Consider the following 12,973-nt stretch of genomic DNA (forward strand, 5'->3'; position numbering starts at 1 on the left):
CTATAAAAACTTTACACGTCACATGCCTGAGTCCGTCGTAAGCTACCCGATTGAGCCCGCGCACTTTAAAAAGCTTCATAAAGCATTCATCGAAATCGAGCAGAATGTATTGACAGCCGCAGCACAAGCGAATCTGAGGGTTCAGAATATAGCGATCACTCACGCCGAGGGGCGTCCGGAGTTTATTACCGGCTTTGAAATTACCTTATCCGAGTTCGAACCAAAACGGGCGCCGCAAGCTGACCTACTGCCTCTTCAAAGCAGGGTCACTGGGGCACTGGATAGTGCCCGTCAGGCGATTGTTAACAAAGAAAGAACACCAGAGGCGCGCCAGAAAAAGGCCGAAGAGCTCCGCGACGCCGCAACGCGGATGCAGATTGACGGCGACGAATATACCGCACGTGATCTCGATACAAATCATCCAGAAGCGTTGCGCGCATCGGCTATTCAGTCCAACCCCCGCATGAGCGTAGCGTATATAGACATTGAGAGAGGGAGAATTGCTACCGAGGCGGTGAAGGGCCTGCTACCAGATGAAATAGGCGATGAAATGCGGCGGACATTTAGAGATAAGCCAATTGGACCATTAGAGAAGCAACTCAATATCGCCCAAACGAAAGAATTTATCGCCCTGTTGTTACTGGCTGCGCAGCGCGCCCAAACAATTCTCGATGGCCCGTTTTATAGAACCGACGAGGCCGAAGGCCGCAATATGCAATCTCAAGGCTGACTTCTAACCTCTAGTTCTCACCCTTTAACGTGGGCACTTCGCAGGAGTTCTACCCGTTTCCGCGGGCGGTTGAGAAAAGGTTGTGGACTTGTCCGGGTTCTCAAGCGGCAAGAGTCAAAGAGCTGGCTCAAATGAATGGCCAGCGGATAAACCTGACGTCGTATCGAATTAATCGCTGATTGGCTCCGGTACCGGTACCGCGTGCGGCTTCACCTTATTTTCGTCGCTGACCAACTCAGGGTTGATCATACGCGCTCCCTTATCGAACACACTTGGGTCACCTTCTTCCGACCACCAGGCCCAGAGCACTTTAAGCGGTTTGTCGCCCGTGTTCACCCAACCGTGTGCCGCGAGTGGTCGGTGGCGACCATACCCCGGTTTCAGTAGTGTTTCGATCCAGAGCCCAAGGGTTTAAATGGCGGCCTTTGCGGCCATTTGCGCAGCGTAGTCAGCGGGTGTCAGCCCGCTGAGTTCTTTCTTTGGCCGTTTTTCGTTGTACTCGCGATGCCAGCCTCGGATGATCGTAGTTGCATAGGCGAGGCTCACGAACCAGTGCTCGTTCAGGCATTCATCTCGAAAGCGGCCGTTAAACGACTCGATATAGGCGTTCTGGTTTGGCTTGCCGGGTTGGATCTGCTTGAGCTGAACGCCGTTTTCATGTGCCCAGTTCAGCATCGCCCTGCCGATGAATTCAGGGCCATTATCTGATCGTATAACCGTCGGTAGGCCTCGGGTGAGCGCCAACTCATCCAGCACACGAGAGACCTGCATACCGCTGATCGACCGACCGGGCACCAGCGCGACGCATTCATGGGTCGCGTCGTCGACAATGCCCAAACACTTGATAGCACGGCCATCGGCCACCCGGTCGAATACAAAATCCATTGACCAGACTTCGTTCGCTCGAGCGGGCCGCATCAACGGCTGCCGATCGGCTATCGGCACCTTCTTGCGTCGTCGCCGCCGAACCTGCAGGCATTGTTCGGCATAGAGTCGTTCAACCCGCTTGTGATTCACCGTCCATCCCGCCTGGCGGAGCTTGAGATAGATCATCGGCGCGCCGTAGCGGCGGTAACGCTGAGCCAGGCGCAGGATCTCAGCGCGTAAGCGCTCGTTTTGATCCGGCGCCGGCTGATACCGGAATGCGCTGGCACTCATCGCCACGACGGCCAGCGAACGCCGTTCGCTCAAGCCGCGCTGGCCCATAAACCGCACCAGCTCGCGCTTGGCTGTTGCGGTTACCATTTTTTTCGCAAGGCCTCGCGCGTGACCTCGTTCTCAAGCAGCGACTCGGCCAATAAACGCTTCAAGCGACTGTTCTCCGTCTCGAGCGCCTTCAGACGCTTGGCGTCCGAGACGTCCATGCCGCCGAACTTGTTCCGCCACGTGTAGTAGCTGGCCTCGGAAAAACCGTGCCGGCGGCACAGTTCTTTAACCGGCGTTCCCGCTTCGGCCTCTTTCAAAAAACCGATGATTTGTTCTTCGGTATACCGCTTCTTCATGTCCAATCTCCAGACTTCGGGTGATTGGACTCCAGATCGGACTGCTACTCAATAGCGGGGGATGGTCGAGGGCTTCCTGCACGATCTCGGCCTTGAGCCGCTCTTCGGCGTACATCTTCTTGAGCCGTCGGTTCTCGTCCTCGAGCTCTTTCATGCGCGCCATCAGCGAGGCGTCCATGCCGCCGTACTTGCTGCGCCACTTATAGAACGTGGCCGAGCTCATGTCATGCTCGCGGCAGAGCTGTGGTACCGGCGTACCGGCTTCCGCCTGCTTCAAGATCGCCAGGATCTGGCTGTCGGTATAACGGGATGTCTTCACGGGAACCTCCTCGGGTTAGATTACGAGAAAATTCCGCTTTTGACCTGCGTTGCTTTCCGGGGGGATTACCGGAAGCCTTGGCGATCACGGTCGATCACTCGCTGGAGAGCGATGCCGTGATGGATACCGTGGCACTGATCGGCCAGATGCGCGGACTGCCGAAACGCATACAAGTCGCCAATGGGAGCGAATTCATTTCGAAGGCGCTCGACAAGTGGGCCTATGAGCACGACGTCCAGCTGGACTTTTCAAGGCCCGGAAAACCCACGGATAATCCGTTCATCGAATCATTCAACGGCAGCTTTCGAGACGAGTGTCTGAACGTACATTGGTTCCTGAGCCTGGAAGACGCCCAGGAGAAAATCGAGAACTGGCGCATCGAATACAATGAAGACCGGACCCATAGCTCGCTCGGGAATGCGACGCTTCGCGAGTACTACTTGAGTCACTCACAGGCCTGATTTTTCCAAGTCTGAATGCTCGGTTATTGTGGAGAGGGGCACTTCTGAGGAAATTCCGCTTTTGACCTATGTTGTTTTCTGGGGCATTACCAAATGACCGCCACCTACCGAGCGAGCATCAGCGCGAAGCAACTATACCTCGTGTGATAACCTCAACCATTCGTGGGGCGAGGCTTAAAAGGGGGCACGTGCCGTTTCTGCTTGGCTGCCCGTCCCCTACTCGCCGACCGCTCCAATTTCCGTTGTAACGTACCGTGCGCAAGCGATTCGACTCCAGCAAGGTCATTCTCAGTGACGGTCAAACACCACGAAACGAGCGGAAATTTGAACATGGTTTCACTACGCTCTCTGAAAAGAACCTTAGTCGTGCCAGGCCACTCAATTGCATCTCGCATCTTCGATTCGATTACAGTCGAATATGCTATATCGTGCTTCTTCCCAATCCCACGTAAACCAGGTGACAAGCCATCACTTAACCGGAATCGGTCAGCGATGTCACTCACGAGCCGGACTGATGCTGGGTTTCGGTCGTTTGTGAACATCCCGGTACGTAATTTTTCGTCGGGGATTTTATCAGCTAAAGCAGTCTCTACGCCGTCCGGCAACCGTTCAAGGCGCGCAAACAGAGAGATCAAGCAAGCTACACGGCTATCCATCTTAAGCTCAACCCGACAAGCAACCTGTCTTTTCGGCGCTTGAGTTTTAGAATCAAACTCTACCTTTCTGTGCAGTAAAAATCTCTCGACCGGACTAGCTACACGACTGAGTGTCTTAAAGAAGACCTTCGACCCAGCATAATTATCGTGAATAGCCCGCCTTGTTTCGTAGAACTGCCCAAAATCTATATCAGCGACTTCGTCGGTCGCCGCATCATACAAACTCTCTTTCAAAGCAGCTCGGAATTCTGGCGTGTATAACAATAGCGAAATCTCTTTAATAATCGCTGCCAGATTAGCAGCAGTCAGCAATTTAGAATCATCATATTCGACTATGAGATCGTCTAATCGGCTCACCAATTCTTTTTTCTCGCCGAGTTCTTCGAATTCCCCGAAGCGCTTCTGTGTCTTATCGACGCAATTTTTTAAACAACGTAATTGCCAGCGCGTTTCCTCGCATAGTTCGCGCCAGTAACCTCCCCAATCCCACGCAGTGAGGATGTCATAGCCCCCTTGCGACGTATTAATCGCTAATAGGGAATTGGATAGCTCTGTTAAATGTCGCCTAATGCTACGATATTCATCGCAAAGACTGTCGATATTTTGTCCATTTGATTCTAGGAATTTCAAATAAGAAATCGGCTTAGCGGACTCGATGACATCGATTTCTTCATCATTATCTGCCAATGCTTGCTCATCTAAGGAGTCGGTTAAGCATAAGTAATATTCGACCAAATTTTCATCCACCAAATGACTAATTAGTTTATCTATTTCGCTCTTAGACTCGAGAAAAGCATTAGAAATCGTTCTCGCTTTATACTCGATATCATTATCGTCTAGCGGACGAACCAATCTAGCGCGTACCCGATCGATAGTTTTCATGTTTTTTAGGAAAAAGTTTTTTATTCCCTCGTCGAGCTTCTCCTCGTATCGCGTTAGTGACTCGGAATCCTGTATTAAACGAACATCAGCTGTATTAGGTTTGTGGCGTTGATAGATGACTGAAGCCATAACATCGATTTCGGTCGCATGAGCTATTACGCGCTGGAATGAGCTATAAATTTCGCCATAAGCTCTTTCAATGCCTTCTTGTTCCTCAAAACTCTGCTGAGCCTTCGAGGTATGGAGGGACGCTTCAGCTAGGCGTATAGCCACCAAAGCACCAGCAAGTCCGATTGCTGTGCTAGTAACAACACCCACCCCCTGAGAGAGACCGCTGAAATCTCCGAGAGGGACCTGAAGTATGAAGCCCGCGACAATTAAGCCCACGCAGACGATAAGCGATAGCAATGAAGCAACAGCCAAGAGCTGGCGTGTTGAATGTTCTCTCCAAAACCAGCCTAAAAGCTTCTCGTTATCGGACTTCAATCTTCTCACTCCTCTTGCTCGGGATTATCCCCGTCGTCACGGGCGGTTAGGGACAGGCTAACGGATAGATCTACGTTGCCGGTACACGGCTTCGATTCGCTGATAGATCCGGGGGATTGTCGCTGCGACACGATCTTGGAGGCGTGGTCGTCGGCCACGCCTGGATCGACGTACCCGCCGGAATTTCAATTGTCGCCTCGAGTCGGTCCTCGTCGTGGTTGAGCTTCCAGTCGCCGGGCTTGATTACTAGAACGAAACGACTATGAGGCGCACCATTGGCCGCCCTCTCTTCGCTTGGCCCGATGTAATGCTTGAGCAGCGCCGGGTTCATGGCGATAGCGTCTGTGGCGCAAAGCGCCAACGCGAGCGCGAGCGCGATGGGGCGTTTGGCTGCGAGGGCCTTCTGTAATCGCACTGAAATCGCCCCCTTTCGAAGACAGGCCGCTGTGCGGCCTGTCCGTCTCCTGCGTTCGACTATGCCACGTTATGCCGATATCTCGGAAGCGTTTTCCCGACGGACACGACGCGCTTTGAACGATGCACCGGCCATAACCAAACCGGAGCCCACCATGAAGAGCCACCCCCACGACATGGACATGACCATGAGCGCCGAGAACTCGGCAGGATCTTTTTCCGAGCGGGCCGAGATGAACGCGAACAACAGGAAGCAAACGTAGAGCAGGCATAGTAGGCTGGCCAGAGCGGAAACGACAGGTCTGCGGAAGTAGAAGCCCGCCGCCGCTGCCGCGGCCAGCGCCAGCACAATTACCGCGAGCACTTCCTTGTAGGACATGAGACTGTAGGTCAGTTGCGTGCAGTAAGTATCGGCATGAAGACTGAGAAGGCCATCACGGCACAAGCACCAAGACCGGCAATTTGAACACGGGTCATGAGCAACTCCTTGATTCGAATTATGAAAGGTTTCAGCGCGAAGCGGAGTCAACCGGCCAACCGGCCAGTAGCGCTTCGTCGCTTACGGGGTTACGCGAGCCGACGGCATAGACCTTGTCCGAGCTGATTCGGCCTTTGAGTTCCTTGACGGCACGGTTCGTGTAGTCGATCTGGGTGGTGCCGGCGGACAGCACGTCGACGGTGTAGACAACGACCACGTCCCGATTGACTCTGCCGGATCGGCTGGTGCGGCCCTCGATCAGCGCCCGCGCCTTGTCGCGCGGCACGGGCAGGCCGTCGATATCGACAGCATCGGCGATCGTGAGCACGTAGCCGGTTGTCAGGCCGACCGGACTCGCTTCATAGAGTTCGCGGCCTTTCGGCACCGAATAGTAGGAGCCTGTCTCAACCGGATCGAATGCGAACTCTGCCTTGTCGAAGTCGTACTCTCCGAATTCGCCACTGGCCCGAATATGAAAAGCGATGTCCTGCGGCCACTCGGCGACGGCGGCTTCGACCTCTGCGGCGGCATCCTCGAGAACGTCTTGCAGCGAGAATTCGTTGTTGCGGTTCTGAACGTACTCGTTCCAAAAGAACGCCTGGGCCAGCTCCGCTTTATTGGCCTCGTAGTCGTATTCCGGCTGCAGTTTGAGCCAGGTGAGATAGACGGCTGGCTCTGCGAGGTCGTAGGTGCCGTCTTCGTTGGGCGTCGGCGTGGGGACGGCCGCGATCAGCGGCCCGCTGCACAGGGCCAGTAGCGCAGTGGCGATGAAATGGCGGTGGGTCATGATCGACTCTTGAATATTGTGTCGCGCGGCGCGTGTTCTGCCGCGATTGAAGAGATACGGTTTGGCTCTTACTCGCGCTCGAGCATTATTTCGGTGGGCTTGCCGTCGAGTTGGGCCATGGCTCGTACGCCACCCGTGAACTCGAACTTCGCCTGGTCGGACGGCTCGACGTGCGTGATCCGCATACCGCCATTGAGCATCTCGTTCTTGAACACGAGCGCACCGTTCTCTAGATGGAAGATGACGTCGTTGTTGGGGTCGTCGTCGTTTTCGAGGTCGACCCAGAAGTTGTCGTTGTTGCGCTCGATCGTCACGACACTGGGATCGTTGGGGTCGACGGCCTGCCAGGTGTCGGCATAGACGGCGCTCGGCTCGCTGCTGCACGCGGGGACGGCAACGACCAGCGCGGCCGACAAGCCGGCGAGCACGGGATGGAATAAGTTTGATGAATTCATGTCTCTGACCTCGTTTGAATGAGTGCGCTACCCGGACCGACGTGCCGGCCGGTAGCGAGGTCAGAGTGATTCAGACGGGCCAGATTAAGCTTGCAGCTGGCTTGCGCGTAGCTTTCGGCTAGCTTTCAAACCTCAAAAACAAGACGTTCCGATTCCCGTCTTTACACAAGCTTTGGCCTGCGAAAAACCGGTGGCCAACGTCATGACGCATTCACGCGCGGGAATCCGCCGTCAATTCGGCGAGGGTTGAGCGCTGCGCCTCGGTCAATACACCGTTCTGTCGTGCGGTGCGCAGCGCCTGAAGATAGGTTGTCGCGTCGTCGGCGCGGTCGAGCGCGTAGAGGCAGCGCACCGCCTCAATGGCGATCGCGGCGTCGAGCGTGCTGTACTTTTGCATCATTGTTTGGAGCTGCAGCGAGTTCTCCAGCCGCGAGTTTTCCGTGTCGCAGTGCCCGCCTTCACGCGCCGTGCGCCCGAGCGCTGGGATCAGAGTCTGGCGCCACCACGTGCTGTACGAGTGCATGATCGTCTCTGTGATCGCCAGTGCATCCAAAAACGAGCGGTGCGCTTGATCCCAGCGTTCGAGTGCGGCCAGCGCGTGGCCGCGCCCCGCTAGTGCGCCAGCCACGGCAGTGCTGCTTCCAGCGAAAACAGACTCCATGCGTTCGAGCAGGTCATCGAAGGCGTCGAGCCGGTCCTCGGCAGGAAGGCTATCCGCGGCGTGGGTTAGATAACGTAGCCGCGCGGCCAGCCGGGTTGGCTCCGGATACTCGAGCTCCGCGTTGTTGAGCTCGTCGAGAAGCGCTTGGGCGACATCGCGATTGCCGGCCGCGGCTTCGACGGCGATAAGGCCTGCCTTGTAATCAGGCGTATCCGGTGCGGCCTGCTGCGCCGCTTTAATCCTTTGGCGTGCCCGCTCGTAGTCGCCCTGCGCATAAGCGTGCAGGCCATCGGCATAGGCAACACCGGCGCGGGTCGTCGGATCTAGATAAAAGGTGTTGCCGGACACTACACGGCTGAGCCAGTCTGCGGAGACGTTGGGCTCGTTGAAGATATTCCGGCCGATTGTGCTGAGGGCACCGTGTTGCACGTCCGGGTCCTGTTGGGCGTTGGCCGTGGCCGGGCCGGCACTGTTCGTCTTCGACTCCCCCAATCCGGTCTGCTCCGGCCATGGCGGGATTGACGCATCGCGCGAGTCGAACGCACCCAAAAGGCCGAGCGCGCCACCGACGATGACGACGACGGCAATAACCCCCGCGGCGGTGTAGCCGACTGTGGTGCCTGTCTGGCGCGAATCGGATGCGCGCGTTGCCACGGGCTCTGACGGCAGCGCGGTAGTGGATTCGGGTTCTGCCGCCGACTCGGTTCTTTCCTCTGCGGCATGCGCCGGCTGAGAATTGGAGATCGTTTCGGCGCCATCCAATCGCTGGACCGCCTTCAATTCGTAGGCGCCGTGCCCTCTCGGCGCCGCCTCTAAACAGGTCGAGTCTTCCCCCAGCGCCTTGCGAACACGAGTGATCGCTGCGTCGATGCCGCTATCGGAAACCGCGCCGTTTTTCCAGGCAGCATGCGCTAACTGGTCGCGCGTCGCCCAGTGGCCATCGCGCGCAATCAGAAAAGCAAGGATATCGGCTACTTTCGGGGTGCAAGTTGCGTTCTGATTTTTTTGCCACCAAGGTACGGCGCTCTGCATCGAACACGGCATCTTGGCCGATCCGCCACTGCCCGCCGAGCTCGCGCCAATTTTCACCATCCGTGGCGGCTTGCTCGTTCTTCTCCATCGTGCTCTCCCCAAAAGAATCAAACCGTCGACCTGAGCCCTGGTATTGCCTGCAGGCTAAGCCCGACGAGTACGTCATGCGTCGCGCATATTTCTATCGCAACGCAGCCTTTCCTGCTCGCACTCCCGGGCGAATCCTGATGTTTTCGTTCGTTGCACGAGTCGATTTGCGCGATTTATCGCGGCCGGTTACAACGGCGACGCCGCACGCAACACAACCACTCCTTAAGTGGGATTCAATCGCCATGCGTATTCGTGTTCTTTCCGATCTCCATCTGGAATGTCTGGACAACCCGACAGACGCGGGCATCGTTGACGATATCGAGTGCGACGTGGTGGTGCTCGCGGGCGATATCGCCAATGGCGTGGACGGGTTGGAATGGGCCGCGGACACGTTCGCGTCACGCCAGATCGTCTACGTCATGGGCAACCACGAGTACTACGATCAGGACATGCATTACACATTAGCGCGGGCCCGCGAGGATGCGCCACGACTCGGCATCCATCTGCTGGAAAAAGACGAGGTGCGGTTGAACGGCATCCGGTTTCTGGGCTGCACGCTCTGGTCCGGCTTCGACAGCCGAGCGCATTCGTGGCGCGAAATCACAGACCTCGCGCATATGGTGCTGGCCGATTTCAGCTATATCGGTAACGGCGACAAGGCGTTTACCCCATTGGCGATGACGCTCGCACACGAGGAGAGCCGTATCTGGCTCGAAAACATGCTCGACGATGCGATGCCCTCGGTCGTGGTGACACACTTTTCGCCGGTACCCATCGGGATCAACCCGTATTTCGACGGTCGGGATCTACTGACCTCCTATTTTCACAACGACCTGTCGCATCTGCTGCGCGCACGCACGCCGCTCTGGATACATGGCCATCACCACCATTCGTTCGACACCTGGGTCGAGGGTGACAACGGACGCACGCGGGTCGTGAGCAACCAACTCGGCTATGCAAATGAGCCAACAGGCTTTGCGCCCGAGTACGTGGTGGATGCCCAATGAGCGAGCCGAACATCATCGTTCTCGGCGATACGCACGGCGATCATCGGCACGTCATAGAACTCGCCTGGCGCCATCGGCCCGATGCCATGATCCATGTGGGCGATTTCGATCTGGAACAGCCATTTCGCCAAGCGTTCGCCGACGTGCTGGTGATCTGCCCGCTGTACTTTGTCGCCGGCAATCACGATTTCGACGACGCGACCTATTACGACCATCTGTTCCACGATACACAGCAACTCAACCTTCACGGTCGCGTGGTTGATGTAAATGGGCTGCGCATCGCCGGCCTGGGCGGCAACTTCCAATCGCGTATCTGGTATCCGCCCAACGTGGCGCCGCGCTTCGAAAGCCGACGCGAGTTCCTGCGAACCTGCGGCAAGGGGAACTGGTGGCGGGACGGTCTACCGCTAAAGCGTCGTGGCGCGGTCTGGCCGGACGAAGTCGAGAACCTCGCGACAGAACGGGCCGATGTGCTCGTCACGCACGAAGCCCCCGGCTGCCATCGCTACGGTTTCCAGGCTCTTACACAACTCGCCCACGACCTCGGGGCGCGGACAATCTTTCACGGCCATGTGCACGAGCAGTACACCCACGAAGCGGATGAACGCGGAGTGACAGTGCACGGCATCGCCCTCGGCGGCGCCGTTGACCTCGCCGGGTCGGTCGTAAGTGCTACCGGACAGCCGCGGCGATAGCACGAATCCAAGGCCTTATCTCAGCTCGGGCTGGAGTTGCCCCTATAAAACCGGACACGCGTTCTCACTTGCCTGAGCCTGTCGAAACTCCTCCGGCGATCGCATTTTCAGCGGGAACTGAAGGGGCGATCTCGATCGCCTATGGCAGCAGAGGTCAGCGAGCTAAGTGTCAAGCCCTTGGGTTCTCTGCGTGGAAGCCTTTGCTCATCATCTGCCCAGTGGGCAACTGCATGGCACGCGAAACCAAACTTGCCGGGACCGCCGCTTGCGGTTCTACTTAAGCTAACGGTACCGAAGACGCCGGTATTGGAGAATCGGGGCAAAATCGGGGGATGCCATGCGTACGAGCTTTCCAGCCGCCCTGGCGGTAACGGCGCTAGTTGCACTATGCGGATGCGCGAGCATCCAATCAGAGCATTTGAATAAGTCGCCCTCCGACTCTGCCGAAGGGCTCGTCTACTACATGCCGAAGCGGGATTTCATCATCCAACAAACGATCGGCCAGCCGGGTACACCGATCAGCTTCGAGATCACCCCTTCGCCGGCTTATCCAGATCGCAACCGGGCATTCGGCCTTCACCGACGGCAAAATTTCATCGCTAACAACAATGACACGCTCAGCGTTTCACAGCTTGGCCTGCTCGAAACAATCGATTCCAAGTCAGACCCACAGATCGAGGCGACACTGGACAAATTGGCGCCTGCGGCAATACCGAAGGACCTAAACACTATTAATATCGATTCTGGTTCGACCGGGGGTGATGAAATCGAATGCGAGGAGGGGGTTCACACCTTCCGCTTGGAGGTCAGAAAAACACACCCGCTCTGTAACGGATATCAAGCCGAGGCACGAGTGATTGACTCCCCAAAGTCAGGTGGCTCGGATACAAATAACGATCCGGGCGATAGCGAATCCGAGGACTCCCCAAGGTCAGGTGGCTCGGATACAAATAACAATCCGGACGATAGCAAATCCGATGACTCCGGTCTGTCCTCCACATACAAGAGCGGAAAACATAACGTGATCTTCTATCGTCAAGAGCAAGCAGTGGAAGTGACCATCACCAATTCGTCCACGAAACAGAAAACCGTCAAGACTCAAATCCACTACAGCCCGTCGGGAGCACCGATTCGCGCGCTTGAGGTGGCAAAGGGTTTCTTCGCGGATACGAATAACAATTTTGGGTTCAAGGATGGGTTGCTCATTTCGGCGAACTACAAAAAAGACAGTGAACTGGCGACCTTGCTGACCGCACCCGCTAAGCTTATCGGCGCCTACACGGGTGCTCTGAGCCAGATTCTGTCGGGACTACGCAACCCAGCACGCGATCGGGTTGCAGTAATGCAGGAAGAGACGCAACGAAACCTGCTTCGCGCAAAGATCGAGCGTTGCCGCGCTGCGCTTGAAAAAAACCAACCCCTCGAGCAAACGACGCCACTCTGCAACTTCGAGTAGCACCTATCGCTGGGCTCACGGCAAGCGTACATAGCAGCCTGAACGTTATCGCGCCTCGGTCGGGTAAGTCCGGGGGCCTTGTCCGGGTCCATTAAGCACTTTGGCCTATGATCGACCATAACCTGGGTCACATCTACCGGCCTCAATCTGGCCCAATCACTCGCTGTGCCAGCACCTGTCGGCTGTGAACGACGAGTAGCCCATTCTTATGCTTGCTTCTTGCGGGTCACTCCTCCCCTCTGACGGATTCAACACCCCATCCGCTTCAGGGACTGCGGCTCGGATGAACAATCTACCGAGAGGTCACAGCTAGGCGTCGTCAAAGCGTTACCGGAGATCTTGCGCCAACTGCTTAGCGCGTCACCACTTATGTGGCACTTTGCTACATTGCTAGAGCGCTCTGGCACGGAGGCATCGATGAGAACTGGCACGACAATTCGCATCTCCGACGAGATGACGACGATCTCACGTGCCGAATCGGCAGTAATGCATCGTTCGCTGAGCAGCCAAATCGAGTATTGGGCTCGTCTCGGCCGCGCTGTGGAACGCTCGGAGCACTTCGACTACAACAAGATCAAGGAGGCCTTGTTGGGCCGACTGGAGATCGATGCCCTTAATGAATGGGGAAAGCCCGTGTTCGATGAAGAGCACGACCCGGCGATGCGGACGCCCGCTGCGGACGAAGCCCAGGCGCATTCACAGCGTTTGCACGCTATGAAAAACGCCGGCATCGACACCGCTGAGCTCGGCGATTGATCGGCGGACCAAATAGCGCCGACAAGATCGGCGATACGCCGAAAACGTCGCTCCATTTGTGTTGGCCAGGCCAAGCGTGCTCAATCTGCGCGGTCCCCGAAGAGCG

General features: G+C 56.6%; 11 protein-coding genes and 2 pseudogenes. 6 read left to right on the forward strand and 7 right to left on the reverse strand.

Going from position 1 to position 12,973, the window contains the following annotated elements; translation table 11 throughout:
- Nucleotides 1-22 precede the first annotated feature (22 nt).
- Nucleotides 23-730: a hypothetical protein gene (locus S4A8_RS02790; protein WP_353218952.1), complete on the forward strand. Its 708-nt coding sequence runs from the start codon at nt 23-25 to the stop codon at nt 728-730.
- Between the two features lie 411 nt (nt 731-1,141).
- On the opposite strand, the gene S4A8_RS02795 is transcribed toward S4A8_RS02790, so the two are convergent.
- Nucleotides 1,142-2,232, reverse strand: a protein-coding gene (locus tag S4A8_RS02795; RefSeq protein WP_502950695.1) for an IS3 family transposase whose coding sequence is annotated in 2 segments (ribosomal slippage) — nt 1,142-1,980 and nt 1,980-2,232 — 1,092 coding nt in all. Because the reading frame shifts where the segments join, the coding sequence is not laid out codon by codon here.
- A gap of 67 nt (nt 2,233-2,299) precedes the next feature.
- A pseudogene (locus S4A8_RS02800) lies at nt 2,300-2,551 on the reverse strand (transposase); the annotation flags it as partial.
- A gap of 71 nt (nt 2,552-2,622) precedes the next feature.
- On the opposite strand from S4A8_RS02800, the pseudogene S4A8_RS02805 reads away from it, so the two are divergent.
- Nucleotides 2,623-3,012 (forward strand): annotated as a pseudogene (locus S4A8_RS02805) (integrase core domain-containing protein); the annotation flags it as partial.
- Between the two features lie 152 nt (nt 3,013-3,164).
- Here S4A8_RS02805 and S4A8_RS02810 read toward each other — a convergent pair.
- From S4A8_RS02810 to S4A8_RS02830, 5 genes are all read right to left on the reverse strand, one after another.
- The gene (locus tag S4A8_RS02810) at nt 3,165-5,036 is read right to left on the reverse strand and encodes a hypothetical protein (RefSeq protein WP_353218954.1); all 1,872 of its coding nucleotides are present in this window, start codon (nt 5,034-5,036) and stop codon (nt 3,165-3,167) included.
- Between the two features lie 484 nt (nt 5,037-5,520).
- A complete protein-coding gene (locus tag S4A8_RS02815) occupies nt 5,521-5,829 on the reverse strand; it encodes a hypothetical protein (RefSeq protein ID WP_353218955.1) in 309 nt (102 codons plus the stop codon).
- A 130-nt stretch (nt 5,830-5,959) separates the two neighbouring features.
- Nucleotides 5,960-6,715, reverse strand: a complete 756-nt coding sequence (locus S4A8_RS02820) for a DUF4852 domain-containing protein (RefSeq protein ID WP_353218956.1) — start codon at nt 6,713-6,715, stop codon at nt 5,960-5,962.
- Between the two features lie 68 nt (nt 6,716-6,783).
- Nucleotides 6,784-7,170 (reverse strand): hypothetical protein, encoded by a 387-nt coding sequence (locus S4A8_RS02825; RefSeq protein ID WP_353218957.1) that lies wholly within the window; start codon nt 7,168-7,170, stop codon nt 6,784-6,786.
- Nucleotides 7,171-7,381: 211 nt separating this feature from the next.
- Nucleotides 7,382-8,923, reverse strand: a complete 1,542-nt coding sequence (locus S4A8_RS02830) for a winged helix-turn-helix domain-containing protein (protein WP_353218958.1) — start codon at nt 8,921-8,923, stop codon at nt 7,382-7,384.
- A gap of 272 nt (nt 8,924-9,195) precedes the next feature.
- Here S4A8_RS02830 and S4A8_RS02835 point away from each other — a divergent pair, with 272 nt between their 5' ends.
- The 4 genes from S4A8_RS02835 (at nt 9,196) to S4A8_RS02850 (ending at nt 12,867) form a co-directional block, all read left to right on the forward strand.
- Nucleotides 9,196-9,960 (forward strand): metallophosphoesterase, encoded by a 765-nt coding sequence (locus S4A8_RS02835; RefSeq protein WP_353218959.1) that lies wholly within the window; start codon nt 9,196-9,198, stop codon nt 9,958-9,960.
- Nucleotides 9,957-10,655, forward strand: a complete 699-nt coding sequence (locus S4A8_RS02840; protein WP_353218960.1) for a metallophosphoesterase family protein — start codon at nt 9,957-9,959, stop codon at nt 10,653-10,655. The genes S4A8_RS02835 and S4A8_RS02840 overlap by 4 nt, the downstream gene beginning before the upstream one ends.
- Before the next feature lie 337 nt (nt 10,656-10,992).
- A complete protein-coding gene (locus S4A8_RS02845) occupies nt 10,993-12,111 on the forward strand; it encodes a hypothetical protein (protein ID WP_353218961.1) in 1,119 nt (372 codons plus the stop codon).
- 417 nt (nt 12,112-12,528) lie between these two features.
- Nucleotides 12,529-12,867: a TA system antitoxin ParD family protein gene (locus S4A8_RS02850; RefSeq protein ID WP_353218962.1), complete on the forward strand. Its 339-nt coding sequence runs from the start codon at nt 12,529-12,531 to the stop codon at nt 12,865-12,867.
- Nucleotides 12,868-12,973 lie beyond the last annotated feature (106 nt).

It is taken from the genome of Salinisphaera sp. S4-8 (assembly GCF_040361235.1).
In the GTDB taxonomy this organism is placed as follows: Bacteria; Pseudomonadota; Gammaproteobacteria; order Nevskiales; family Salinisphaeraceae; genus Salinisphaera.

What these genes read in the sequence shown, in the direction of transcription:
- S4A8_RS02790 (WP_353218952.1), top strand. Translation starts at nt 23, where the DNA reads ATGCCTGAGTCCGTCGTAAGCTACCCGATTGAGCCCGCGCACTTTAAA.
- S4A8_RS02815 (WP_353218955.1), bottom strand. Translation starts at nt 5,829, where the DNA reads ATGTCCTACAAGGAAGTGCTCGCGGTAATTGTGCTGGCGCTGGCCGCG.
- S4A8_RS02820 (WP_353218956.1), bottom strand. Translation starts at nt 6,715, where the DNA reads ATGACCCACCGCCATTTCATCGCCACTGCGCTACTGGCCCTGTGCAGC.
- S4A8_RS02825 (WP_353218957.1), bottom strand. Translation starts at nt 7,170, where the DNA reads ATGAATTCATCAAACTTATTCCATCCCGTGCTCGCCGGCTTGTCGGCC.
- S4A8_RS02830 (WP_353218958.1), bottom strand. Translation starts at nt 8,923, where the DNA reads ATGGTGAAAATTGGCGCGAGCTCGGCGGGCAGTGGCGGATCGGCCAAG.
- S4A8_RS02835 (WP_353218959.1), top strand. Translation starts at nt 9,196, where the DNA reads ATGCGTATTCGTGTTCTTTCCGATCTCCATCTGGAATGTCTGGACAAC.
- S4A8_RS02840 (WP_353218960.1), top strand. Translation starts at nt 9,957, where the DNA reads ATGAGCGAGCCGAACATCATCGTTCTCGGCGATACGCACGGCGATCAT.
- S4A8_RS02845 (WP_353218961.1), top strand. Translation starts at nt 10,993, where the DNA reads ATGCGTACGAGCTTTCCAGCCGCCCTGGCGGTAACGGCGCTAGTTGCA.
- S4A8_RS02850 (WP_353218962.1), top strand. Translation starts at nt 12,529, where the DNA reads ATGAGAACTGGCACGACAATTCGCATCTCCGACGAGATGACGACGATC.